Origin of the sequence: Gulosibacter sp. 10 (genome assembly GCF_900163695.1) — a bacterium.
In the GTDB taxonomy this organism is placed as follows: Bacteria; Actinomycetota; Actinomycetes; order Actinomycetales; family Microbacteriaceae; genus Gulosibacter.
The window spans coordinates 15,891-40,353 of sequence record NZ_FUIC01000018.1 but is presented as its reverse complement, the minus strand read 5'-3'; the positions used below and the strand labels follow the sequence as shown (position 1 = coordinate 40,353).

Sequence of the window (24,463 nt, the reverse complement as noted above, 5' to 3'; positions counted from 1 at the left end):
GGTTATCGACCCAGTATGAACAGTGTTCTAATCGATCACAAGACCCGGCGGCGCGTCTTGGAGATTCGGCGGCCTACGATGTCCTGGACCGCCCCAACTCGACGAGGAGCGACCGATGACCGAGCGAGCCGATGCCCCGTTCCACGTCGGCCTGACCCCCGAGCGGGTCGTCGCGGCGGCGTCGGCGCTGACCCGGGAATCGCACCTCATGAGCTGGTCGATCAGGGACCTGGCCGGGCGGCTCGGCGTCTCGCCCTCGGTGATCTACCACCACGTGGGCGGCAAGGACCAGCTGTGCCGGCGGGTGGTCGAGGGGGTGCTCGAGCGCATCGAGCCGCCCTCGTCCGAGCTGGGCTGGCGGGAGTGGTTCCGCGAGTTCCTCTACGGCACGGGCCCGCTCGTGGAGGAGTACCCGGGGGTGGCGAAGTGGATGCTCATGCACGGGCCGACGATCCCCGCGGTGCTGCCCACGCTCGAGCACGGCATGGCCCTGCTCGAGCGGGCGGGATTCGGGCGGCGGTCGTCGTTCGCCTACGCGCTGCTGCTGAACACCGCGATGCTCACGATCTCGATCGGCGACGACCGGCTGCAGCACGAGGAGGACGGGCCGCGCGATCACGCGACGATGATGGCGGAGTTCCGAAATCTCGCCACCGCCTCGGAATCCGTGCGCAGCATGGGGCAGGAGTTCCTCGGCCCCCTCGCCGAGGGCGGTGCGACCGCTGCGCAGGCCCGACGGCAGTACTACCGCTTCGCCGTCGACACCACCATCACCGGGCTCGCCTCCCTGCTGGCGGACGCGTAACTCGTGATCGGTAGAGTCCGCAGCAGCGTAGGTTCGCATTCGAGCCCGGGTCGGATGCCCGGGACGGCAGCGAACACGAAAGGATCGATCATGGGACTCTTCAACCGCAAGAGCCGGCAGGAGCGTCAGGCCGAGGGGCTGCGGATGGCCGAGAACATCGCCGAGGGCCGCGGCCTCATGGGCAAGATGAGCCGGGCCTTCATCGGCGACGAGGCCGCGGAGTCGCTGCGCCAGGCGACCTCCTCGATCCACCAGGCCGAGCACGTCGCCTCCCTCCGGGCGGCGGGCGTGCCCACCGAGGAGGCGACCGTCGTCGCGCTCCAGGACACCGGCCAGACGATCAACGACAACCCGAGCGTCGTGCTCACCCTCGCGCTCGGCGAGCAGCACGTGGCGATCCAGGCGCTCGTCTCGCGCCTCGAGATCCCCCGCACGGGCGAGCGCGTGCTCGTGATGCGCGATCCGCAGTCCGGCCAGCTGCTCTACGCCGGCCTCGCCCCGCGGAACTGAGCCGCGGGCGTCGGCGCGGATGCTCGCCGGCGCGCGTCCGCCGCGAGCCTCCGAGCCGAACAGCGCCCGCACCGCCATTGTGCACATCTTGTACAAGTTGTAGCATTTGCTCATGACTTCGATAACGCTGTCCCAGTTCCGCGCGCGGCAGAGCGACTACATCGCGGCGGCGCAGCGCGAGCCTGTCGAGATCACCTCCCGAGGGGTGGGGCGGCGCGCCGTGGTCGTCTCTCCCGAATTCTTCGATCGCGCACTGCAAGCGCTTGAGGACCAGGCCGATATTCGTGCCGCGGCAGAGGCTCGGGACGAAAGTACCGCGCGAGAGTCGCACTCCGAGGTCATGACCGAGTTCGGGCTCTGAGCACTGCCCGTGCAGTACGAGATCCGCTACGCACGATCCGCGCTGAAGACGCTGCGAAGACTCGATCGAGAACCTGCCAGGCGCATCCTTCGCGCCATCGATGCGCTCTCGCAAGACCCGCGTCCGCAAGACTGCCAACGACTGAAGGGCGGCGCCGGCGAAATGCGGATCCGCGTCGGCGATCATCGAGTGATCTACGAAGTCATCGATGCGGAAGTGGTGATCCTCGTGCTGAGCGTCGGCCACCGACGCGAGGTGTACCGCTGAGGGCGAGTCGACCGGTCCCGTGGAACGCGGGGCCTGCTGCACGCCCTCGCCGAGGGCTCCCGAGTCCGCCGGCCGGCGATGCGCTCACTCCGTGGTGTGGGTGTGCATCCTCGCGCCGGCGTCGTTGAAGATGCTGATCACCTGGGCCGGCTTGCCACCCGCCGCGGACATGGCGTGCGGCACGTGCGTGTCGAACTCGGCGGCCTCGCCGCGCGTGAGCACGAGCTCCTGCCCGCCGAGCCGCAGCCGGAGCCTCCCGGTCAGCACGTACAGCCACTCGTAGCCGTCGTGCACCCGCAGCTCGGGCAGCTCCCGCACCGGCGGATACGTGATCTTGTAGGTGTGGATCGGCGATCCCTCGGGCGCGAGCGGGGCGATGACGAGCCCGTCGCGGTGGATGACCGGCCTGCGGACCCGCGGATCGGGCGAGTCGGGCGAGACCAGGTCGTCGATGCGCACGCCGAGGTGCCTCGTCAGCGGCAGCAGCAGCTCGAGGCCGGCCTGCCGCTTGCCCGACTCGAGCCGCGAGAGCGTGCTCTGCGAGATGCCCACCCGCTCCGAGAGCTCCTCGAGCGTCAGCCCTCTCGAGCGCCGCACCGCTCGCAGCCGCGCGCCGATCTCGGCCAGCTCATCCCGCATCCGCCCCTCCGATCCCCGTCTTGCCATTTCCGCAAGAGTAGTTGCCAGTACATCCGATACTAGTTGAGAATCGTTCGCATGAATTCTGAGATCGCAACGCCCGAATGGGATGCCATCGTGGTCGGCGGCAGCGCCGCCGGCCTCTCCGCCGCGCTCATGCTGGGCCGGGCCCGCCGGCGCGTGCTCGTGCTCGATGCGGGCAGCCCGCGCAACCGCTTCGCGGAGCACATGCACGGCGTGCTCGGCAACGAGGGGACGCCTCCGTCCGAGCTCGTGCGCAAGGGGCGGGACGAGGCCGCGCAGTACGGCGTGCGGTTCGCCGAGGGCCGGGCCGACTCCGTCGAGGAGCTGCCCCGAGGCCTCCGCGTCGTCGACGAGGCCGGCGCCGCGCACGACGCCCGCTCGCTCGTCGTCGCCACCGGCATCGACGACGAGCTGCCCGAGATTCCCGGCCTCGCCGAGCGCTGGGGCGAGAGCGTGCTGCACTGCCCCTACTGCCACGGCTGGGAGGTCGCCGACGGCCGGCTCGGCGTACTCGCCACCTCGCCCGCGGCGCTGCACCAGGCGTCGATGGTGCGCCAGTGGAGCGAGCGCGTCGTGCTCTTCTCCGCGGCGCTGGGCGACCTCGATCCCGCCTTCGAGGCGCGGCTCCGCTCGCGGGGCGTGGAGATCGTGCCCGATCCCGTGGAGGCGCTGCTCGGCGAGGACCGGGCGCTGCGCGCGGTGCGCGTGGCCGGCGGCCGCGAGATCGAGGTCGACGCGGTCTTCACCGCCGGCGTCCCCCGGCCCCACGACGGCTTCCTCGAGCGCCTCGGGCTCGACCGCGCGGAGCTGCCCTTCGGCATGGGCTCCTTCCTCGGCGTGGATCCGATGGGCCGGACCAGCCACGCGCGCGTGTGGGCGGCGGGGAACGTCGTGAACCCGATGGCGAACGTGCCCATGGTCATCGGCGCGGGCGCCTCGGCGGGCGCGGCGGCCAACGGCTTCCTCGTCGAGGAGGACTTCGACCTGGCGCAGGAGGCCGGCCGTGGCTGATCCGCGGACCGAGGAGCAGACCCCGGCCGAGCAGCGCTCCCCGGCCGAGTACTGGGAGTCGCGCTACACCGAGCTCGATCGGCTCTGGTCGGGACGCGTCAACCGCGTGCTCGAGGACGTCGCCTCCCCGCTGGAGCCCGGCCGGGCCCTCGACCTCGGATGCGGCGAGGGCGGCGACGCCGCCTGGCTCGCCCGACGAGGATGGACGACGACGGGCGTGGACATCTCGCCCACCGCCGCCGAGCGCGGCCGTGCCGCCGCCCGCGAGCTGGGGATCTCGGAGGCCTCGCTGCGCTTCGAGGCCGGAGACCTGGCGGAGTGGAGCCCCGAGGAGCCCTTCGACCTCGTCACCTGCTCGTTCCTCCATTCCTGGCCCGTCGTCATCCCCCGCGAGGCGATCCTGCGCCGCGCGACCGGATTCGTCGCGCCCGGCGGGCGCCTCCTCGTCACCTCGCATGCGGCGGCGCCGGCCTGGGCCGATCACGAGGCTCTCCACGGTTACGCCTTCCCCACGCCCGAGTCGGATCTGGCTGCGCTCGACCTCGATCCGGACGCCTGGGAGGTGCTGCTCGCCGAGCTCCGCGACCGCGAGGTCACCACGCCCGACGGCGAGCCGGGCACCGTCGTCGACGGGGTCGTGCTGGTGCGGCGCCTGCGCTGAGCCGCGCGGCCCGGATCCTCGCGCCCGGCGCCGGATGTCCCGCGAGCCCCGCCCCGAATGCGTCGCACGGACTCCCCCACCACAGATGCGTCGCAGTCTGCGGTTATGAACGATTCATAACCGCAGACTGCGACGCATCCGGCACGTTGCCCACCGGCAAGGAGGTGTACGAATCATGACCCCCGATGCATCTGTCCCCGCACGCGTACCGGTCATCGCCATCACCGGCTACCTCGGCGCGGGTAAGACCACCGTGCTGAATCATCTGCTTCGCGCTCCGGGAGCGCGGCTCGGCGTCATCGTCAACGACTTCGGCGAACTCGACGTCGACGCCGCCTCGGTGGCCGGTCGCGCGGATGAGATCGCCTCCATCGCCGGCGGATGCATCTGCTGCCTGCCCGAGGCGGGAGGGCTCGACGAGGCACTCGAACGCCTGGCGCAGCCCGAGCATCGTGTGGATGCGATTCTCGTCGAGGCGAGCGGGGCCGCCGACCCGATGACGCTGGCGCAGCTCATCCGGTTCAGCGGAGCCGAACGCATCCGGCCGGGAGGCGTGATCGAGATCATCGACGCGGTCGAGCACTTCCACACGGTCGATACCGGCAGGGTTCCGCCCGAGCGCTACGACGCCGCGAGTCTCGTCGTCATCGCGAAGAGCGATCGGATCCCGCGCTCGGCGGATCGCGCCAAGGTTGTGAACCGCATCATCGAGCGGGTTCGGATGCGCAATCCGCACGCGCAGTGCATCACCGCGCATCTCGGCCGTATCGATCCCTCGCTCATCTTCGATGCGCCTCTCCCGAGCTCCTCCGCCGGTCCGGGCCGTGATGCTCCGACGGAGGCGCACTCGACGCATGCCGAGCACCCGGGCGTCGCCGCGGTCGCCCGAGCGACGCCCGGGGCAATCTCGCCGACCGCGCTGATCGATCTCCTCGAGCATCCTCCGCCCGGGACGTACCGGCTCAAGGGACGAGTTCGGATTCGCTGGCCCCGAGCAGACCGCGGATACCTCGTGAATCTCGTCGGACGGGCCATCCACATCGCGCCGCTCGACCGGCCTCCCCGCCGCGGCGAGCTCGTGCTGATCGGAACCGGGTTGGATACCGGCATCGGCGAGGCCCGACTGGATGCGGCGCTGCAATCCCCCGCGATTCGGCCGGATGCGAGGGGGCTTCGGCGTCTCCGCCGCTATCGCCTGCTCAGCGAGTAGCGCGGGGATCATCCTTCCGGGGAGTACCAGGAGGTCAGCGTGATCTCGCCGCCGTCGACGATGTCGAGCGAGAGGTCCTCCGGGGTACGCTCCGCCCCCGACCACGGCGCGGCGAGGAGCGTCATCGGCTCGGGCCGACCGGTCTCGGACCGCCACATGACATCGGCGCGGACCCGCTCACCGGGCTCGAGCTGCACCGGGACGTCCTCGACCTCGTCGCCCGCCGCGTTCCGCGGCGATTCCACGATCTCGGGGCGGACCGCATTCCCCGCCTCGTCGGCGAAGGCCAGATCGGGGAGGCCGCCGATCGCGCAGGCCTCGGCGCCGGTGTTCTGCGCCTCGAGGCTGAGGAAGCGCGCGCCCGTGGCCGCGTCCGTGCCCGCGACGACCACTTCGACATCCTCGGCATCGCAGCGGCCGGGGAAGCCCGGCGCCTCGGTCTCGGCGACGTCGGGCGGCGGATCCGTCGGAGCGGGCGGCGCGGTCTCCCGCGGAGTCTCCCGCGGTTGCGATGCCTCGGTCTGCCACGCGGCGTCCGCGAAGTACGCGATCCTCGAGAGTCCCGCGCCGGCCGCCACCGCGAGGATCAGCGTCATGGCCCCCGCGATTCCGAGGCGCCGGAGGAGGCGCGGCCCGCCTGCTCGCTCGTCCATGCTCCTCCGATCGTCTCGGAACCCCGTCGATCGACTCGAGACTCCGTCGAGCCTGTCACGGCCGCGCCGGTGCGCCTATGCCCCGTTCGGGTGATCTGCGCGGCGGTCGCACCGCACGGCGCGCCCCGGCGCATCCCGGCGCTCAGGGCGCTCAGGGCGCTCCCCCGTCCCAGATGCGTCGCAGTCTGCGGTTACGAGCGATCCATAACCGCAGAGTGCGACGCATCTGTGCGGACCAGCGCTCCCGCCGGGCGCCTCGGACTCACTCGTCGGTCCGTCCGGGAGCCGCGGGCCGCTTTTTCGCCTCGCGGCGGCTCCGGAACCACCACCACACCCCGAAGGCGGCCGCGAGCCCGAGGGCGATCCCGATTCCCAAGAGCCCCGGGCCGACGCCGTGGTGCTCGAAGAACAGATCCACGAACGAGGGGGTCACGAGCACGAGCGCGAGCACGGATAGCGCTACGACGAGCCGCTCGCGCCGCTCGATCGCGACATCCCTATCCTTCCTCCGCGCCTCCTCCGCCTGCGCGCGCCGAACCGATTCGGCATGCCGCTCCTCGGCCTGCGCGGCATCCGCCTCGAGCCGCTGCAGATCGAATTGCGTGCGGTAGATGTCCCTGCGCGCATTCATCTCGTCGACGAAGTCCTCGTACTGCGCCTGCACGCCCAACGCGCCCCGCAGGCCGCGCAGGATCTCCCCGTCGAGCGGATGCTTGGGGATGGAGTCGAACCAGAGGCGGTCGCGCATGGTCACGAACCCGTCCTCGATCTCGCCGAGGGCGCGGAGGCGGTCCCGCAGCGAGCGTTCGGCGACCCCGGCCTGCGTCCGCTCCTCGCCCAACCGCTGGTTCAGCTCCGCGACCGCGGCGTAGCTGCGGAGGTTGAGGATCATCAGGTCCACGTATCGGGAGGAGGCGAGGCTCAGCGGCCGCACCGCCTCGTTCGTCATCTCGGAGTGGAAGACGAGGCCCAGCCCTTCGGTGGCGGCGAGCAACGACCAGTTCTTGAGGTTCCCGAGCCGCCCCGCAGCGCCCGGATCGGTGTAGACGCCGGGACGGTTCTCGGTCAGCATGTTGCCGTCGGCCCCGGTGGCCAGCGCCCAGGCCCAGACCTCCGCCCGCGACCACTGCGCATCCCTGTCGATGCCGGCGTGCACCGGATCGACCGCGCCGATCTCCGCGGCATAGTCACGGGCGGGGCGAGTGCAGTCGGCGAGCGTGGCGCCGCTCCCCGGTACGGCGACTGCGATGCGATGCGCGGGGATGGCGACCCGATACCTGCCGGGCGTCCTGACGCTGCTCGTCGCTTGGAGATACCCGCCGTAGGTGAGGGCGACTCCCAGCGGGGTCGGGGCTCCGCGGTCGCCCGCCGTCGCGTCCTCGACGTAGAGCTGCTCGTCGCCGAGACGCTCCAGCAGTTCGCGGAGCAGGTTCACCTCATCGGGGCCTCGGCCCTCATCGCGGACGAGCGGCACCTTGTTCCGGTCCCGGCGGATGCTCTGCGCGATCCTCCCGAGCATCCGGCTCGAGCAGTCCTGCACCCGCACGTGCAGGACGAGGAATCGCCGATAGTCCCAACCGCTGCCCGCCACCGACTCGTCCCGGTACTGCAGGACCTCCGCGGCCAGAAGGCCCGCCTTGGCCCCCTCATGCCCCGCATCCGCCAGGGGATACTCGAACGTGCCCCTCGCGGGCGCGAAGTGCTGGAATCTGAACTGCTCCTCGGCGGGTGCGCCGCGTTCGCTCCCATGCCGGCGCTCCCCGCGCTTCCCCGACGGCCGCGGACCGAGCGACGCGGCGAGGTGGGTGCCAATGTACCGGCTGTGCGCCGGGTGATGCGCATCCTTCATGCTCCGGGATACGCCGTCGACCGCATGCACGCTGTCGTCCACGAACCGGCCCTCCGCCCATCCCGCTTCGCCGCCCGCCGTCGTCATCGAGATGAACCCCTCGGGAAACGGTTCTGCGGGCATCGGCAGGACGACGGCGAATTGGGCGTAGCGCCAGTCCGGAACGGCGGTGTTTCGAGCGGGAACGGTAGCCATGACGGCAATGTAGGCGCTCGAGTTGAATGCAGTTGGCCGGTGTCGAGTTTCGGACGGCGCGTGCCCTGCCGCCGGTCGAGCTCCCGCGCCCCGCTTCCGCAACCTGCTTCTGCGAAGCGCGCCGGCCGGTCTCAGCCCTCGGCCTCCGGAAGACGCGCGGCATCCGTCCCATGTTCGCGGACGAGCCGCCGATACAGCTCGGAGGTCTCGAGCAGCTCCCCATGGGTCCCGCGGCCGACGATCCGCCCCTCTTCCAGCAGCAGGATCTGGTCGGCGCGCAGGATCGTGTCGAGGTTGTGGGCGATGACCACCACGCTTCCCGAGCGGGAGAGCTCCTTCGCTGCGGCCGTGACGATGCGGGCGTTCTCGGGGTCGAGGGCCGAAGTGGCCTCGTCCATGATCGTGAGCGGAGCGGCCTTCAGCAGCGCACGCGCCACGGCGACCCGCTGCCGCTGACCGCCCGAGAGCCGGGAGCCTCCGGGGCCGACGGGAGTGTCGAGCCCCTCGGGCAGTTCGGCGATGGTCGCCTCCAGCCCCGCTGCCCGGGCGGCGCGCCGCAATTCTCCCGACTTCGCATCCGGGCGCCCGACGCGGATGTTCTCGCCGATGGTGGCGTCCATGAGGTGATCATCCTGGAACACGATGCCGATGCGCCGGTACAGCGCTTCCGGGGCGAGCATGCGGATATCGCCGCCCTCGAAGAGGATCCTCCCCCGGTCCGGGTCCCAGAATCGCGCGAGCAGTCGCGCGATCGTCGTCTTCCCGGCTCCGGAGGGGCCGACGATCGCGGTGAGGCCGCGCTCCGGAAGCACGAAGTCCAGATCCTCGACCACGACTCGTCGATCGTATGCGAACCCCGCACCCTCCACGCGGACCAGCGTTGAATCGCCCTCCGCGGCGTCTCCTGCTCCGGGACGAGCGGGCAGCACGGGAAGCGGCTGAGCATCGAGGATCTCGGCGAGGCGCTCCAGCTCGCCCCGTTGCAGCCGCAGCCCGGCCGCGAGCTCCGCACCGGCCGAGGCGATCGCGCTGAGCCGCGCGACGACCACCAGCACGCCCGCCAGCACCGGCACCGCGAGCGAGCCGTGCGAGATCCAGAGCGCTCCGATGGCGATGAGCGCCGCGAAGAGCACGTTCAGCGTCAGCCCGAACAGCAGGATGCCCGGGATGACCGTGCCCGAGGACCTGAGGGACACCGTCCGGACTTCGTCGAGCGCGAGCACGAGATCCTCCTCGTCACCCGGACGGCGATCAGTCCGGATCAGGGGCTGCCGTTCCGCATACTCGAGCACGCGATCGGTGGCTTCCGCCCCGATACGATGCCGGCGTGCGTCGACTTCCTGCGCCAGACGGCTGCTGTACCGGCTCGCCGTCCAGGCGACCGCAGCTCCGAGGAGGACCGCCGCCGAGTACCGCCAATCGAGCAGGAGCATCGTGCCCGCCGCCGTCACCGGCGCCACGAGCGCGGTGACGATCGGACGCAGCAGCAGTGCCGGGTAGGACATCAGCCGGGGCACGCCCTCCGTAGCCGCGGTGATCGCCCTCGTCTGCCGCTCGGGGGTGAACCATCCGAGCGGGAGCTCCGCGAGGCGATCGCCGAGGCGCTCATGCAACGCTCGGAAGATCGGGGTCCCCGTGCGGAACACGACCATCTGGGCGGTCCACTGCACGGCGACGAACAGCACCGCGGCGACGGCGAGCGCGATCATCGGCGGCTGCGGCGGGCTCCCTTCTCCCAGCCATGCGGCGATGACGACCCCGACGAGTCCAAGGACGATGCCGTGCAGGGCCGCCGCGGCGATGAACCACGCGACGATGCGGGAGAGCCGACGTCGTTCGGGCGCCGGCAAGAGACGGGTCAGCGTGCGCAGCATCAGCGGCTCCTCTTCGTGTCGGTCTCGAGGTTGTCGCGCCATAGCGCTCGATAGCTGCGGCACTGCTCGAGCAGTGTCGGATGGTCCCCGTCCCCGACCAGCAGGCCGTCGTCGAGCACGAGGATGCGCTCGACGTCGCGCACCAGATGCAGCTGATGAGTGACGAGCAGCACCGAGCGCCTCGCCGCCTCCTGCTGCAGAACGCCGAGCAGCCGCGTGCGGGTGGCGGGGTCCACCGATGAGAGCGTCTCGTCGAGCACGAGCAGATCGGCGTCGCTCAGGAGCGCCCGCGCGAGCGCGACGCGCTGTCGCTGTCCGCCCGAGAGCTCCCCCTCCTCGCCGAGCACCGTGTCGTATCCGCGAGGCAGCGCGAGGATCTCCTCATGCACGGCCGCATCGCGCGCCGCTCGGATCATCCGTTCTCGCGGCACATCGCGCCCGCCGGTGAGGCTGTCGGACACGCTCGCCCGGCGAAGGCCCGTGTCCTGGAAGACGAAGGCGACCCGCTCGTAGAGCGCGGCCTCGGAAAGGTCGCGCACGTCGACGTCGCCGATGCGCACCCGCCCGCCATCGGGGTCGAAGAACCGCGCGAGGAGCGACACCACGGTGCTCTTGCCCCCGCCCGAGGGCCCGACCAGTGCGACCAGGCCTCGTTCCGGAAGGGAGACGCCGACTTCGTGCAGCGCGACGCGGTCATCGTAGGCGTGGCGCACCTCGACGAGCGAAGCCGGCCCCTGCGCCTCGCTCCGCCCTCCCCATCGCAGTGGCGGCGTGTCGAGCATCTCCGCGATCGATGTGAGCGCCGACATGCCGGTGCGCACCGCCTGGATGCGCGGTCCCGCCACTGCCACCGGCGCGCTGACCATCGGGCCGAGGAGGACCGCGGCGAGCAGTCCCGCGGGCTCGACCCAGCCGGCTCCGACGCCCGCTCCCGCCACCAGCGCGAGGAAGGCGGCGGTGACGCCCGGCGCGACGACGAGCCATGAGGCCGTCGTCACCCCGGCCGTGCTGCCCGACCATTCCCGGAAGAAGTCGTGGAAGCCGTTGACGGCGGTCGAGTACCGGGAGCGCGCACCCCCGGTGCCGCCGTACACCTTCGCAGCGGGCATGCCGCGCACGTAGTCGATCACGGTGCCGTTGATCCGCTGCTGCGCGGCCGCGTACTCCCCGAACTTCGCCCCGGACCCGGCCATGGCCCGCACGTACCACCACACTCCGAGGACGAGCGGCAGCACGCTGCACAGGGCGAGGCGCCAGTCGTAGACGCACAGCGCGGTCAGGCCGACGATCGGCGCGGTGGTGAACGCGGCGGCATCGACCAGCGTATGCGCGACGAGGTAGTGCAGCGCGCCCGTATCGTCCTGGACGACCTTCTTGATCCGGCCGCCGCCCATACCGGTGATCGTCGGCATCGGCGCCCTCCGGATGGCCTCGGCGAGGCGCCGCTGCAGCGACCAGGCGAGATCGGCGTCGGCGCGGTGCGCGATCCACGTCGCGGCGGCGCCCGCGCCCGCTGCGCCGACCGTTCCCGCCACGGCGGCGAGCACGAACCACGTGCCGGGTGGAGGTGCTCCCGCCAGCGCGGAGCGGGCGAACTCGATGAGCGCGAGCAACGGGACGAAGACGAGCGCGCTCGCCAGCGCTTGCAGCATCGCCGCGCAGACGAGCGGCCCGCGCACGGGCCGGAGCAGATGCAGAGCGGTCAAGAGATTCTCCTCTCGGTCAAGGTGAGGACCCGATCCGCGCGGCGCGCGACCGCGTCCCGGTGCGTGATGAGCAGCACGGGAGTCCCCGACTCCCTTCGCCAGTCGTCGAGCGCATCGAGCACGACTCCGGCGGTCCGGTCGTCGAGCGCGGCGAGGGTCTCGTCGAGTACGAGCAGTTGCGGATTCGCGATGATCGCCCGTGCCAGCGCGGCGCGATGCCGCTGGCCGCCGCTGAGCCGCTCCGGGGTCCTGTCGGCAGCGTCGGGCGGCAGCGAAAGTCGTCGCAGCAGCGTCTCCGCGTCCCACACGGGTGCGCCGCGACGACGACGAGCCGATCGCGCGGCGCGCGCCAGCGTCGTCTCGAGCCGCTCACCGGGGTTCAGAGAGGCGCGGGCGTCCTGCCCCACGTAGGCGAGGAAGGGCCCGCCCTCATGAGCACGGCTTCCGGCATCCCAGGAGACCGCGGTGCCGTGTACCAGCAGTCGCCCGCCCATGGGAGCGGCCAGTCCGCACAGGGCATGGGCGATCGACGTCTTCCCGGAGCCCGAGACTCCCCGAAGCGCGACGAGTTCGGCCGCGCCGAAGCGGAGCGTCGCCGGCTCCAGCAGCGTCATCGCGCCCCTCCGGATCGTCAGCTCCTCGACGACCACAGCGGCCTCCTTCGGGGACTCCTCCGGTGCACGAGTCGGCCTCGAGGGATTCCCGACGACAGGCAGCGGTCGCACCGGGCGCAGTCGTCCTCCCTCGAGTTCGAGCGTCCGATCCGCGATACTCGAGGCCAGCGCGCGATCGTGGGTGATCAGCAAGACGGCGGGCCGCCACGGCAGCTCGGCGAAGGCTCGGCCGACCCGTTCCGCCGTGACATCGTCGAGCCCGCTGGTCGGCTCGTCGAGGATCACGAGCCGGGGGCGCACCACGAAGGTCCGCGCGAGCAGCGCCCTCTGCGCCTGCCCTCCCGAGAGGGCGGCAGGGCGACGCCGGAGAAGCGACTCGTCGAATGCGGCGGAGCGGGCCGCAGAACGGATCCGCTCCTCCCGCTCCGCTCGGGATGATCCGCGGCCGGAGATCCGCGCGGCCTCGAGCAGCTGGGCGAGGATCGTGCGCCGGGGGTCGAGGGCGCTGCCCGGATCCTGCGGGACGTATCCCGTCACTCGACCCCGCAGTGCACGGCGGCCGTCGCGTGTGAACGGGTCCCTTCCCGCGACTTCGACGAGCCCTCCGCATCGCTGCAGGCCCTTCCCGAGCCATCCCTGCAGCGCGAAGGCCAACGTGGTCTTCCCCGCCCCCGATTCGCCGAGCAGTGCCGTCACGCCGGGGCGCAGTTCCAGGTCGACGCCGTCGAGCAGCGCCCGCCCGCACTCGGTGCGGATCGTGACGCCCCAGACCCTCGCGACCGCGTTCGTGCCGTTCCCCCTCATGCGAGCACCTCCGATCCTCGCCCAAGGGGCATCCGCGGATCGCTCACCCGGTCGAGCGCGAGGGCGATGCTCACCGCGAGGACGACGAGCAGCAGCGCCGGTACCAGCACGGGCAGCGGATTCTCGGCGAGGCCGCCGCTGTTCTCCCGGACCATGCGGCCCCAGTTCGCAGCGGGGGCGCCCGCGCCGAGCCCGAGGAAGCCCGCAGTCGCGGCGAGCTGGGTGGCGGCCACGAAGCGGACGCCCGCCTCGGCGAGAGCGACGGGTATCAGGCCGGGAAGGATATCGTGACGGACGCGCTCGAGCGCGCCGTCTCCGCGCGCCTGCGCCTCCCGCGCGTAGTCGGTCGCCGCCAGCCGCATCGTGCACTCGCGATTGACTCGAACCGAGAACGGCACGCTCACCAGGGCGATCGCGGCCGCGAGGACCGCATCGTCACCGGGCATGCCGGCCGCCAGCAGCAGGAGCAGGAGCAGCGCCGGGAATGCCGCGACCGCATCCACCCCGCGCAGCACCGAGGCCGAGAGCCGACGCCGCCGGGTCATGCCGCTCCAGACGCCGATCATGAGCCCCGCCGCGCTTCCGAGCACAGTGGCGATCAACGCCTGGAGGATCAGCGTGCGCCCGCCGGTGAGCACCCGGGCGAGCACATCCCTGCCGAGCACGTCGGTGCCCAGCGGATGCCCCGGATCGACCGATTGGAAGGATCCCCCGACGGGACTCGTCGAGCTCATCGGCGCCAACCAGGGCCCGAGGACGCCGATCGCCACGACCAGCAGCGCGGGCAACAGGATCCCGATCCGGCGCATGCGTGCGAAGGGGTGCGTGAGACTCACCGCCGCATCCCCTCCTCCGCGGATCGTGAGCCCAGCTGGCGGGCGACCACGTCGCCCGCCAGCAGTACGAGCAGTGCGCTCGTGCCGAGCGCGAGTCCGATGCCCTGCACGAGCGGCACATCGCGATTCGCGACGGCCCGGGTCAGCTCGTAGCCGAGGCCCGGCACGTTGAAGAGCGTCTCGACCACGATCGCGCCGCCGAGGAGCCCCGCGATCATCACGGCGAACGCCTGCACCGCCGGCCCGGCGGCGTTCGTGAGAACGAGCCTCGCGAGTCGTGCTCCGGCCACGCCGTTGAGCCTCGCGAACTCGACGTAGGGCGTGCCGTTCACCTGCGCGACGCAGGCTCGAAGCAGACGCATCGTGGAGCCGAAGCCGCCGACCGCCAGAGCGAGGCAGGGCAGCGCGATGAGCTCGGGGTGCTGCCAGAGCCCATCGCCCAGCGGCACCACGGCCACCACGGGGAAGATCGGCAGCCACACGCCGAAGACGAGCAGCAGCGCGGTCGCGATGAGGAAGTCCGGCACGCTCACCACGCCGAGAGCCGCTCCCGTCAGCGCCCGGTCGAGCCTCGTCCCCGCCCGCATCCCGGCGATCGTGCCAAGCACGCCCGCGAACAGCAGGATCAGCACGGCGGCGGGGATCAGCACCGCCAGACTCGTGAGCAGTCTGCCCGCGACGATGCCTGCGACATTTCTGCCGGAGATGAGCGAAGCGCCCAAGTCGCCTCGGAGCGCTCCGAGGATCCATTCGCCGTACCGTTCCGCGGCGGGCCGGTCCAGGCCGAGCGATTCACGGACCGCCTCGCGTTGCGCCTGTGTCGCGTCCGGGCCGGATATCACTCCAGCCGCGTCTCCCGGGAGCACTTCGGTTGCCCAGAACACCGCCACGGAGAGCGCCGCGATCGTGACGAGGACGAAGCACAACCTGCCCCCGAGCCACCTGATGACGTTCATGTTCGCCCCATCTGCACTGCGAGTGCTCGTACGCGGCTCGATCCCCCGCGGTGCTCCCGGCCGAGGGACGGATCGCGATGCGTCAGCCCGTGACCGTGACCTGGGTGAAATCGGGGAAACCCGCCTCGCGGATACCCGAGACGCCGTCCCTGGAGGCGCTGATGTCGGGCACGAACACCGGTCCGATCTCATTCCCCTGTTCCCAGAGCAGTTGCTGAGCCTTGTGCGATGCCTCGAGCCGCTCCTCCTCATCGGTCGAACTCCGTGCCGTCTGCACGAGCGCGTCGACTTCGGGGAAGCTGCCCGGGGTGTGGTTCGGCTCGAACATGGCCGCCGGATTGAACCCCGCTCGGAACGGAAGCTCGAGGTAGGCGGGGTAGTCGGCGAAGAGCTGACCGGCGGGAAGCTCCTGCAGTGTCGCATCCACCCCGATCTCTTGCAGGTCTTCGACGATGAGCGTGCCGGTTTCCACCATGCCGGTGAGCTCCGGCCCGACCGTGAGCTCCACGCTCATTCCGACGGCGCCCGCCTCCTCGAGCAGTTCCCTTGCCCGTTCGGGATCGTGGGGGCGCTGCTCGATCCCGTCGTCATAGCTCGGGAACCCCAGCCCTGGCAGGTCGTTCCCGACCACCGCATTGCCGAAATAGACATTCTCGACGATTCGATCCCGATCCACCGCCAGTGTGAACGCCTCGAGCACGCGCGGATCCTGGAACTCCTCGGCCTCGAGGTTCATGGTGAAGAACAGCCGCGAGACGAACGGCGGCTCGCTCGTGGTCACCGAGTATCCCGCAGTGCTGGAGAGCTCCTCCGCCTCGGTCGGCGTCACACCGCTGATGTAGTCGACCTGGCCCTGGGTGAGCGCGTTGACGCGGGCGTTGCTGTCGGCGATCGATATCAGCTCGATACGCTCCACCGTCGGCTCCTCGCCGTAGTAGTCCGGATTGCGCTCCAGCAGCGTCGACTGCCCGGGCTCGAAGTCGACGATCGTGAACGGTCCCGATGACGGTGTATCCGGGGTGAATTCGGTCGTGCCGTCCTTGATCGCGAGCATGCTCTGGCAGATCAGCTCGCGGCCGTCCGCGATCGGCGAGAGGGCGGGCAGCACCACGGTCGAGTCGTCGGGAGCGGTGGCCGCATCCAGATCGAAGTTCTGCGCCGCGAGCAGCGTGAACGGAAGCCCCTCGAGCAGCACCGGGGCGCGGAGCGAATAGAGGACGTCTGCGCTCGTGAGCGGGGAACCGTCGGTGAACCGGATGTCGTCTCGCACATGCAGCGTGTATTCCGTCAGGTCTTCGCTCGCCTCGATCGACTCGACGACGCCGTAGGAGACGCCCTCTTCGGCACCGGGGTCGAGCTCGCAGAGGGGAGCGTGCACATGCTTCGCCCGCACGTAGTCCAGCGCCGTCGGACCCTTCAGGTAATTCAGCGTCTCGGCGGCGCCGCCGGGGAAGGCCGCCCGAAGCGTTGTGGCGTCCTCCCCCGGTGCACCGCCGGCCGCGCACCCCGCCAGCAGCGAGACGATCGCCGTGCCTGCAAGCACGATCGATGCCCTTCTCCTCCCTCGTCTCGTCATCGGATTCGTCACCTTTCACTCTTCGCGCATCTCGTCCCCGGGGCCCGGGCACGATGTTTACTAAGTATACCCAAATGATAACGATTCTCATCTCAATGACTGCTTCCCCGTCATCGACCGATTGTTAGGATGCTCCTGTGCCGCCGCAGACCCCCCTTACCCGTGACGGCGTGGTGACGGCGGCGCTGGAGTTCACGCGCGAAGAAGGGCTGCGAGCCCTGACGATGCGCGCCCTCGGGAAACGACTCGGCGTCACGCCGATGGCGCTCTACCGGCACATCGACGGCCGCGAGGAGCTGGCTCGTCTCGTCGTGGATCGGGTCGGCAGCCTGGTCCAGCCGACTCCACCCGCGGGTGCAGGTTGGGAGGCGAAGACCCGCGCGTGGGCGCTCGCCCAGCGCGAGGTGCTGCGCCGGCACCCGGGAGTGGCCGCATGGCTCATCGACAACGGCCCGGCAGGCGACGAGGCCTACCGGTTGCTCGACCTGCTCGCCTCCGCGCTGACGGATGCCGGTTTGAAGGATGCCGCTGTGGCTCGCGGATCGGTGCTGGTCATGAGCTGGACGTTCTCGCGGGTGGCCGTCGAGGACCAGGCCGATGCCCGAGAACGCTCGGGCCGTTCAAGTCGTGCTCGATCATTCATCACGGGCCTGCGGCAGAGCGACCCTGAGAAATACGCGGATGCCGCGCGGATCGGCCCAGAAGTATTCGGCCTCTCGATGGAGGAGATCTTCGAAACCGGACTCGACTGGATCATCGCAGGGATCCGCGAGCGCCGCGCCTCCGACGGCTGAGCCCGACAATCGGAACCAGCACCGAGCGACTGCTTTTCGCGCTGAAGAATCCCGTTCCGCACCGGCATGGATGCGTGCTCGTACGGTTCGAGCTCCGGACTGATGCGTCGCAATTCGTGGTTATGGATCGCTCATAACCGCGAATTGCGACGCATCTGCGGACATCCGGCCGACCCTACGGCCGCTCCCACGTCGCGATCCCGCCGGGGACCGCCTCGAAGAGCGGATGCACCGGCCGCCCCTCGGCGGCGCCCTCCACCGCGGCGAGCACCTCGGGAGATCGGTCCGCGAGTTTCGCCCGTAGGTGGGACCACTCGTACTCGACCTGCCCGGTCGTGACGGGGATGCGGGGCAGCTCCCCCTCCGGAGGATGGACGATCCGCGCGGCGTCGAAGCGGTAGCCGCGCGTGCGGGACTCCTCCAGCAGTCCCGCGAGATAGGCGCCGATCGCGCGGTCCGGGTCGGGATGCTCGCGGAACCGCTCGAGCTGCGGATGCCGCACGTAGCCGCGGGTGCGGCCGAGCAGCACGGCCTGCGCCAGGAGCGCCTCCCGCCAGCACGCGAGGAGTCCCTGCCTGTCGAGCAGCGAGGGATGCAGCGACCAGAGCCTCATCCGTTCGGCACCATCCTTCCGCCTCCGGCGATCCGACGCCCGAGGACTGCAGTGGAGGGTCGAACCCGAGGAGCGCCTCGGCGCGGCCCGACACCCGGGGACTCAACACTATCGGCCCGGCGATTCGGCGATCCCGGGAGCCTCGTTCCCGCCCCGGTGCCGGCCGGAGTGGCCGGCCGCTCAGGCATCGAGACGCGACGCTACCGACCCGGCTCCGATCGGAGCGGCCAACCTTCAGCCGTCCCCCGGGGCCTCGGGTGGCGCGGGCCGCGGCTGCGTGCGGATGGCGCCGATGCTCGCCGCGATCACGCACGCGATGCCCGCCAGCGATACGAGCCCGAGATTCTGGCCGAGGATGACGAATCCCGCGGCCGCGGCGATGGCCGGGGCGAGGGAGAGCAGGATCGCGAAGGCGCTCGCCGTGACGCGGCGCAGCGCGGTCAGCTCCAGCGCATACGGGATCGCCGAGGAGAGCAGGGCGATGCCCAGGCCCGCGAGCAGCACGCCGGGGTCGACGAACGGGGCGACGCCCGTGGCGGCCAGCGCGAGGGGGATGGTGGGGATCGAGCCGATCGCAGTGGCGATCGCGAGCCCGCCGACGCCCCGGAAATGGACGCCGGTGGCCTGCGCGAACAGGATGTAGCCGACCCACAGCGCGGCGGCGGCCAGCGCGAACATCACGCCGATCGGGTCCAGGTCGCTCATCCCTCCCCCGAGCATGACCACGCCCAGCGCGGCCAGCAGGGCCCAGACCAGGCTCAGCCAGCGGCGGCCCGCGACCACGCTCAGGACCAGCGGGCCGAGGAATTCGATGGTCACGGTGGTGCCGAGCGGCAGGCGCTCCAGGGCGAGGTAGAAGCACACGTTCATGCCGCTCAGCGAGAGGCCGAAGGCCACCGCGGTGCGCCACGCGATCGCGCTCCGGTTGCGCAGGGCGGGGCGGGAGACCAGCAGGAGGATGAGCGCGGAGAACACGAGCCGCAGGGTCACCATGCCGACCGGGCCTACCGTGGGGAACAGCGTCACCGCGATCGACGCGCCCACCTCCTGGCAGGCCAGCCCGACGATGACCAGGGAGGGCCCGAAGAAGGCGGAGTTGCGAGCAGACGACGGCATGAGACCAGTGTCGCCCCTCGGCGCCGTCCCGCGAAACGGCGGCCTTCGCGGCTTCGGGCCGGGTAGGTCAGGCGGACCAGGCGGACGCTCGGACGAGCCCGGCGAGCCGAACGGGCCGGGCAACCCGGGCGGCCCGAACGCTGACGACTCGAGTGCGGGCAGACCGGGGCGGGCCGAGGGAACCGACGGCATCGAGCATTCCAGCAGGCCGCCCGCGGAACAGATGCGTCGCAATCCGCGGTTATCGAGCATCCATAACGACAGATCGGGTGGCATCTGCGCGCAAGCCCCCTCCGCCAGCCCCCAGCTGTCCCGCCAGACCCGGCGGTCCCGCCAGGCGCCGAAGGCGCCGCCGGACCGCGCTCACCGACCCCCGGGCACGGCACGCGAGGAGTCCGAGGACGGCGCACAGATGCGTCGCAGTCTGCGGTTCCGAACCGGTCAGAACCGCAGACTGCGACGCATCCGTCGGTCCGCAGACAGCGCTATCGAGATCCGTCCCGCTCGCCGCGCGGCCGCCACCGGCCGAACCCCCCTTCCGTGTTGATGACCTGCCCGGTGATCCAGGACGCCTCGTCCGTCACCAGCCACGCGATGAGTCGCGCGGGGTCGTCGGGCTCGCCGTACCGGCCCAGCGGGAACATCGGCGCGACTTCGCGCCACATCGATTCGGTCACGTAGCCGGTGTCGACCGGGCCGGGGTTCACGGTATTGACCCGGATCCCGTCGTCGGCGAGCTGGTCCGCGATCGTCGCGGTGATGCCCGCGATCGCCGCCTTCGCCGCGGCGTAGGCGACCTCGCCGGGCATGGGGCCGAGCCCCTGCCCGGAGGAGAGGAAGACGATCGAGCCGGATGCTCCCGACTCGTGGCGGTTCGCGAACTCCTGCGCCAGCAGAATCGAGGCGCGTGCGTCGACGGCCCAGTGCCGGTCCAGGTCCTGCGCGGTGAGCTCGCCCAGCGCTCCGTCGGATCCCGACAGCGCCTGGTTGCAGATCAGCGCGTCCACCGTCCCGAACGCATCCGCGGCCGCAGCGAGCAGCCGCTCGGGAGCCTCCGCCTCGGAGAGGTCGAAGTGGGCGTCGGCGATCCGCGCGTCGCCGACGAGGTGCCCGCGGATGCCGGCGAGCACCGCGTCGATGTCGTCATCGCCCCACGGCTGTTCGCGATCGTGCGGGGCGAAATGATGGCAGAACACATTCGCGCCGTAGGCGGCGAGCCTGCACGCGGTGGCATAGCCGATGCCGGCTCGGCGGCTCACGCCGGTGACGAGCACGGTTCGTCCCCGCAGCGGCAACGGATCGCGCGCAAGATCGTCTCGATGCTCAGCGTCCATGGACGCAATCCTCCCATCCCGAAGCAGGCTTGAACGCAGCACGACCACCGAGACACGAGCGATAAAGACATTCCGATGCCCGGGCCGCCGCCTTCGCGCTGTACAGCAGACTATCTGCGACGCACCGGAACGAGTCGCTCACCCGGACCGGCCTCGAAACGCTCGAGCGCGTCCACGTCGATCAGGGCGAAGGCGCGCCCGGGCGCTGGAATCGGTGGACAGGGCCGTCGCGGAGCCAGGTTCTCCGTCCGCCTCGCTCGCACCGCGGCGGAGAAGGTCTCCGAGTAGCGCCCGCAGCGGCCAGGGCCTTCCCACTAGGGAGTGATGCCCGCCACCGCCGGCGCGAATCCTCTCCGGGCGTTGGCGCAGCATTCCGGACGGCAGACGTCATACCAGGGCCCCAGCTCGGTGCACCGCAGCCGCGCGCTGGCCGGCAAGCCGCGCATCCGTTCCTCGACCAGATCGACCAGGCTCGCCACGAACGCCGGGTGGATGCCCGGGGTCGGCGTTCGCGAGCCGAGCAGGCCCGCCGCCTCGGCTGCAGCCATCGCTTCTTCGTCCAGGTCCCAGAGCACCTCCATGTGGTCGCTGAGAAACCCGAGCGGTACGATGGCGACGGCTGCAACGCCCTCCCTGGGGAGCTCCGCGATGCGATCGCAGATATCCGGCTCGAGCCAGGGCTGCGAGGGCGGTCCGGAGCGGGACTGGAAGACGAGTTCCCACTGCGTGGACGGCTCCACCGCGCCGGCATCGCGCAGATCTCGCATGATTCGCTCGGCGACCGCGCGGTGCTGCGCCACGTAGGCCCCGCCCCGGCCGAGGCCGAGTTCGCTCGGCCCGGAACGGTCCGCATCGGCCTCGGGAATGGAATGCGTGCTGAACAGCACCCGCACCGAGCCGCCCGTTGTGCCACGCTCCTCGAAACCTCGAACCGCCTCGGCCACGCCCTCGGCGAATGCGATGATCAACCCGGGAACGTCGAAGTACTGGCCGACCTTGTCGATGATGACTCGGTCACGGAGCCCGGCGTCCGAAACCGCTGCGGCCAGGTCTTCGCGATATTGGCGGCAGCTCGAATAGGAGCTGTAGGCGCTGGTGGCCAGCGCGAGAAGCCGTGAGCGGCCGTCGTCAGCAGCCTCTCTCACCGTATCGCTCAGCAGGGGGTCCCAATTCCGATTGCCCCAGTACACCGGGATGCCGATTCCGCGGGCACGCATCTCGGCCTCGAGCGCTTCTCGAAGTTGCCGGTTGTGCTCGTTGATCGGACTCACACCGCCGAAGTGACGGTAGTGAACAGCGACCTCTTCCAGACGCTCATCGGGGATGCCGCGGCCGCGAGTGACGTTGCGCAGGAAGGGCAGGACGTCGGCCTGCCCTTCCGGGCCTCCGAACCCCACGAGCAGGAGAGCGTCGTACACCTGCGGCTCGTTCGTATGCGCACGCCCCTCCGAAGATGTCGGAGAGGCATACAGCACCGACGGCGAGCAGCTCCCGGCGCCGATACTCTGCTCATGCGACGGTTCGTTCATCGGATTGCTCCATTTCTGCGCTTCTGCCCTGCATGGAGCGAGGATGCTCGGCAACCGGTGGAAGGCACGTCGATAATCGGAGTGGCTGAATCGCCACATTTAATTAGCTTAGCTAATTACTAGCAAAGCTAGCAATATACGCGGATGGGATGAACCTTGCACGGCTCCGACGAGACATGGACGAATTCGATGCACGATCCGCGCATCATGGACCCTGGCCAGGAGATCATCCGTCACGAAGAGTTCGACCGCGAGGAGTTGGACCGCATCGTCGCGCTGCTGGAGGCGATGCGTCGCTGGCGAGAGGCCGAACGGCGCATGCATCAGGCAGAGCGCGAGTACATGAGGCTCGGCGAGACGGATATGCGAGCACTCCGGTTCATCATCGCCGCGGCACGAAGAGGAAGCCCCGCCACGCCGAGCGCACTGGCCAAACACCTCCGCGTCTCCACAGCCTCGGTCACGAAGATGCTCGACAGGCTCGCCGAGCACGGACACATCCGCCGGGTACCGCATCCGCGCGACCGCCGGAGCGTCGCCATCGAGGTCTCGCCCGAAACAGCGCGCGAGGCGCGGCGCGCGGTGGGGCGGCGCCACGCGGAACGTTTTCAGGTCGCCGCAGCGCTCACCCCGGCAGAACGCGAAGCCGTGACCAGGTTCTTCGATGCGCTCTCGGCCACCGAGGACGACGCGGCGCGCTGACCGGGCTATGACCGCGGCAACCCGCCCGCGTCAGGTGTCATCGACGTGGACGACCGTCACCCGGGCTTCCACGCGAAGCGCACCGCTCTCGGCGAAGATGGACTCGATCGCGGCCCGCACGCGCAGGGCCGTGTCTACGACTCCCGCCGCAGCGCGCACGCCGATCGCGACGTCCACGCGACATTCGTCCCCGAATCGCTCGAAGCGCACGAGGGGAGCACCGCGCTCACGGAACCCGAGCAGCCGCACTCCCGCATCGACGACTCGAGACGGGCGGCTGCCGGCGAAGAACACGGCCGTCACACCCGCCACCCCAAGGACGGCGGCTTCGACGCCCTCGACGAGCTCCCGCTCCTGCGAATCGTTCATCGCTCCCCCTCCGAGGATTCCCGAGCCTGCCTGATATCGGTCACGGCGATGTCGATGCCGATCACGTGCAACGTGGTCTGCGCCGAGAGCCGTGCTCGGGTCTGGACACGCAGCCGATCCGCGAGGTCCGGGATGGACGCGCCATACGGGACGCTGATCTCGACGCCGACGCGGACAGGCTCGCCGGGCACCGTGACATCGCCGTCGAAACGGCATGCACCGATGAATACGCCGGGGACCGAATATTCAACGGCGCGGATCAAGCCACGAACGGCGCCTTCCGTGATCCCCAGGTCCGCGTTCGCCTTAGGAACCGTGATCGGTATTCGCCTGCCGGCGCGCGCGTCGAGGGCGATGCCCTCGAGGATGTTCTGCACCCAGCCCTCTTCCGGCTCCGGCTCCGCCGCCGTGTCGGCGGCGAACAGCTCGGGCGCTAGGGCATGAAGGCGCTCCAGTGACTCCAGCGCGATCCGGCAGGCGGGAGATTCATCGATCGAAGGATCTGCAGGCGCACGACCGGCATCGAGGTAATCGCTGAGCTCCTCGATGGTGTGCCCGTCGAGATCCTGCGGATCCAGGCCGGGAAGTCGAGCGCCTGTGCTGTCGTATTCGTTCATCGCCACTGCTCCATCCGAACAATGATGTCTTTGCGAGCCCTGGCAAGCAGCCCTCGAACGGTGGAAGCCGGCAGATCGAGTTCGTCGGCGATCTCCTCATAGCTGTACCCGCCGATCTCTCGAAGCGTCCAGCACTCCCGCTGCGCAGCCGGCAGCTGCTGCAGCGCCTCGCTCAATGCCGCGACCGTCTCCCTGGCCTCGGTCTGACGCGGAGGCGCTGCTCGTCCCGGCGCCGGTAGGTCGATATCGGCGATGTCGATATACGTTCGGGCCGATCTGGTGCGATCGATGGCCTTGCGGCTCGTGATCCGCATCAACCAGCTCTTCACCCGTCGCGGATCGCCCAAGTTCGGCAGCTGCTCCCAAGCGGTGATAAATGCCTCCTGCACCACATCGTCAATTTCTGCCGATCCTGCGAGCAGTCGACGTGCGTAGGCGCGCATCATCGATGCGTATCTCCGCACGAGCACACCGAATGCAGCCGTGTCGCCGTCCGCTGCTCTTCCGGCGAGGAAGCCGTCGTCCGCAGCTTCCAACGGGCTGCGGAAGTGGTCGTCGTTCAATCCTGGTCCCCCTTATACGAAGGGGCCCTCCCCGTCGAGGGCCGGCACACGGCAGATCCGCCCTGCGCTGCCCCTCATGCTCGTACCTGTCGAGCAGCAGATCGGCGATTCTGTACACGATCGTCATTTCTTCCCCCATCGGTCAGCAGTCCGCCCGTGGATAGGCGACACATCGGGAAGCCCCGCGGTCTGGCTGTCCGAGGCAAAGCCGGAGGAGCGACACGGGCTCGTTCGACCCGTGCACTCACCTCTCACGGCCTCCGCCGCATCGGGCG

25 protein-coding genes are annotated in these 24,463 nt (G+C 70.3%); 9 read left to right on the top strand and 16 right to left on the bottom strand.

Annotated features, from left to right (window positions below; translation table 11 throughout):
• The first annotated feature begins 115 nt into the window (after positions 1-115).
• The 4 genes from FM112_RS07450 to FM112_RS07435 all read left to right on the top strand — a co-directional run bounded on the left by FM112_RS07450 (position 116) and on the right by FM112_RS07435 (position 1,943).
• On the top strand, positions 116-805 hold the full coding sequence (locus FM112_RS07450; RefSeq protein ID WP_087005848.1) for a TetR/AcrR family transcriptional regulator: 690 nt from the start codon (positions 116-118) through the stop codon (positions 803-805).
• Positions 806-895: 90 nt separating this feature from the next.
• Positions 896-1,315 (top strand): hypothetical protein, encoded by a 420-nt coding sequence (locus FM112_RS07445; protein WP_087005845.1) that lies wholly within the window; start codon positions 896-898, stop codon positions 1,313-1,315.
• 112 nt (positions 1,316-1,427) lie between these two features.
• Positions 1,428-1,676, top strand: coding sequence for a type II toxin-antitoxin system Phd/YefM family antitoxin (locus FM112_RS07440; protein WP_087005945.1), 249 nt, complete (start codon positions 1,428-1,430; stop codon positions 1,674-1,676).
• 9 nt (positions 1,677-1,685) lie between these two features.
• Positions 1,686-1,943, top strand: coding sequence for a type II toxin-antitoxin system RelE/ParE family toxin (locus tag FM112_RS07435; RefSeq protein ID WP_087005842.1), 258 nt, complete (start codon positions 1,686-1,688; stop codon positions 1,941-1,943).
• A gap of 84 nt (positions 1,944-2,027) precedes the next feature.
• Here the strand turns inward: FM112_RS07435 and FM112_RS07430 are convergent, their stop codons facing one another.
• Positions 2,028-2,582, bottom strand: a complete 555-nt coding sequence (locus tag FM112_RS07430; protein ID WP_087005839.1) for a helix-turn-helix domain-containing protein — start codon at positions 2,580-2,582, stop codon at positions 2,028-2,030.
• A 78-nt stretch (positions 2,583-2,660) separates the two neighbouring features.
• On the opposite strand from FM112_RS07430, the gene FM112_RS17540 reads away from it, so the two are divergent.
• The 3 genes from FM112_RS17540 (at position 2,661) to FM112_RS07415 (ending at position 5,488) form a co-directional block, all read left to right on the top strand.
• Positions 2,661-3,617, top strand: a complete 957-nt coding sequence (locus FM112_RS17540) for an NAD(P)/FAD-dependent oxidoreductase (protein WP_087005837.1) — start codon at positions 2,661-2,663, stop codon at positions 3,615-3,617.
• Positions 3,610-4,278, top strand: a complete 669-nt coding sequence (locus FM112_RS17535; protein ID WP_087005834.1) for a bifunctional 2-polyprenyl-6-hydroxyphenol methylase/3-demethylubiquinol 3-O-methyltransferase UbiG — start codon at positions 3,610-3,612, stop codon at positions 4,276-4,278. Before FM112_RS17540 ends, FM112_RS17535 begins: the two co-directional genes overlap by 8 nt.
• Before the next feature lie 175 nt (positions 4,279-4,453).
• On the top strand, positions 4,454-5,488 hold the full coding sequence (locus tag FM112_RS07415) for a GTP-binding protein (RefSeq protein ID WP_087005831.1): 1,035 nt from the start codon (positions 4,454-4,456) through the stop codon (positions 5,486-5,488).
• An 8-nt stretch (positions 5,489-5,496) separates the two neighbouring features.
• Here FM112_RS07415 and FM112_RS07410 read toward each other — a convergent pair whose 3' ends face one another.
• From FM112_RS07410 to FM112_RS07375, 8 genes are all read right to left on the bottom strand, one after another.
• A complete protein-coding gene (locus tag FM112_RS07410) occupies positions 5,497-6,141 on the bottom strand; it encodes a DUF4232 domain-containing protein (protein ID WP_087005828.1) in 645 nt (214 codons plus the stop codon).
• Positions 6,142-6,403: 262 nt separating this feature from the next.
• A complete protein-coding gene (locus FM112_RS07405) occupies positions 6,404-8,185 on the bottom strand; it encodes a hypothetical protein (RefSeq protein ID WP_140400612.1) in 1,782 nt (593 codons plus the stop codon).
• A gap of 131 nt (positions 8,186-8,316) precedes the next feature.
• Complete coding sequence (locus FM112_RS07400) at positions 8,317-10,059, bottom strand: ABC transporter ATP-binding protein (protein ID WP_140400611.1); 1,743 nt, start codon at positions 10,057-10,059, stop codon at positions 8,317-8,319.
• Positions 10,059-11,765 (bottom strand): ABC transporter ATP-binding protein, encoded by a 1,707-nt coding sequence (locus FM112_RS07395; RefSeq protein ID WP_087005820.1) that lies wholly within the window; start codon positions 11,763-11,765, stop codon positions 10,059-10,061. Before FM112_RS07395 ends, FM112_RS07400 begins: the two co-directional genes overlap by 1 nt.
• Positions 11,762-13,183, bottom strand: a complete 1,422-nt coding sequence (locus FM112_RS07390) for an ABC transporter ATP-binding protein (protein ID WP_087005817.1) — start codon at positions 13,181-13,183, stop codon at positions 11,762-11,764. The genes FM112_RS07395 and FM112_RS07390 overlap by 4 nt, the downstream gene beginning before the upstream one ends.
• Complete coding sequence (locus FM112_RS07385; RefSeq protein ID WP_254910406.1) at positions 13,180-14,019, bottom strand: ABC transporter permease subunit; 840 nt, start codon at positions 14,017-14,019, stop codon at positions 13,180-13,182. Before FM112_RS07385 ends, FM112_RS07390 begins: the two co-directional genes overlap by 4 nt.
• Entirely contained in the window at positions 14,016-14,975 is a 960-nt protein-coding gene (locus FM112_RS07380) for an ABC transporter permease (RefSeq protein ID WP_087005814.1), read from the bottom strand. Before FM112_RS07380 ends, FM112_RS07385 begins: the two co-directional genes overlap by 4 nt.
• Before the next feature lie 82 nt (positions 14,976-15,057).
• Complete coding sequence (locus tag FM112_RS07375; RefSeq protein ID WP_254910405.1) at positions 15,058-16,518, bottom strand: ABC transporter substrate-binding protein; 1,461 nt, start codon at positions 16,516-16,518, stop codon at positions 15,058-15,060.
• Positions 16,519-16,688: 170 nt separating this feature from the next.
• On the opposite strand from FM112_RS07375, the gene FM112_RS07370 reads away from it, so the two are divergent.
• Complete coding sequence (locus FM112_RS07370; RefSeq protein WP_087005807.1) at positions 16,689-17,345, top strand: TetR/AcrR family transcriptional regulator; 657 nt, start codon at positions 16,689-16,691, stop codon at positions 17,343-17,345.
• A gap of 175 nt (positions 17,346-17,520) precedes the next feature.
• Here FM112_RS07370 and FM112_RS07365 read toward each other — a convergent pair whose 3' ends face one another.
• The 4 genes from FM112_RS07365 to FM112_RS07350 all read right to left on the bottom strand — a co-directional run bounded on the left by FM112_RS07365 (position 17,521) and on the right by FM112_RS07350 (position 21,937).
• Positions 17,521-17,958 (bottom strand): pyrimidine dimer DNA glycosylase/endonuclease V, encoded by a 438-nt coding sequence (locus tag FM112_RS07365; protein WP_087005804.1) that lies wholly within the window; start codon positions 17,956-17,958, stop codon positions 17,521-17,523.
• Positions 17,959-18,192: 234 nt separating this feature from the next.
• Positions 18,193-19,074 carry a DMT family transporter gene (locus FM112_RS07360; RefSeq protein WP_087005801.1) on the bottom strand — a complete coding sequence of 294 codons (882 nt, stop codon included), beginning with the start codon at positions 19,072-19,074 and terminating at the stop codon, positions 18,193-18,195.
• A 485-nt stretch (positions 19,075-19,559) separates the two neighbouring features.
• A complete protein-coding gene (locus tag FM112_RS07355; RefSeq protein WP_087005798.1) occupies positions 19,560-20,408 on the bottom strand; it encodes an SDR family oxidoreductase in 849 nt (282 codons plus the stop codon).
• Between the two features lie 314 nt (positions 20,409-20,722).
• Positions 20,723-21,937 (bottom strand): ferrochelatase, encoded by a 1,215-nt coding sequence (locus tag FM112_RS07350; protein ID WP_087005795.1) that lies wholly within the window; start codon positions 21,935-21,937, stop codon positions 20,723-20,725.
• 156 nt (positions 21,938-22,093) lie between these two features.
• Between FM112_RS07350 and FM112_RS07345 the strand changes: the two genes are divergently transcribed.
• Entirely contained in the window at positions 22,094-22,639 is a 546-nt protein-coding gene (locus tag FM112_RS07345) for a MarR family winged helix-turn-helix transcriptional regulator (protein WP_254910404.1), read from the top strand.
• A 30-nt stretch (positions 22,640-22,669) separates the two neighbouring features.
• Here FM112_RS07345 and FM112_RS07340 read toward each other — a convergent pair whose 3' ends face one another.
• The 3 genes from FM112_RS07340 to FM112_RS07330 are packed head-to-tail and all read right to left on the bottom strand — an operon-like array spanning position 22,670 to position 24,188.
• Positions 22,670-23,008, bottom strand: coding sequence for a hypothetical protein (locus FM112_RS07340; protein WP_087005790.1), 339 nt, complete (start codon positions 23,006-23,008; stop codon positions 22,670-22,672).
• Positions 23,005-23,625: a hypothetical protein gene (locus FM112_RS07335; RefSeq protein ID WP_087005939.1), complete on the bottom strand. Its 621-nt coding sequence runs from the start codon at positions 23,623-23,625 to the stop codon at positions 23,005-23,007. Before FM112_RS07335 ends, FM112_RS07340 begins: the two co-directional genes overlap by 4 nt.
• Positions 23,622-24,188: an RNA polymerase sigma factor gene (locus FM112_RS07330; RefSeq protein WP_087005787.1), complete on the bottom strand. Its 567-nt coding sequence runs from the start codon at positions 24,186-24,188 to the stop codon at positions 23,622-23,624. Before FM112_RS07330 ends, FM112_RS07335 begins: the two co-directional genes overlap by 4 nt.
• Positions 24,189-24,463: the final 275 nt, after the last annotated feature.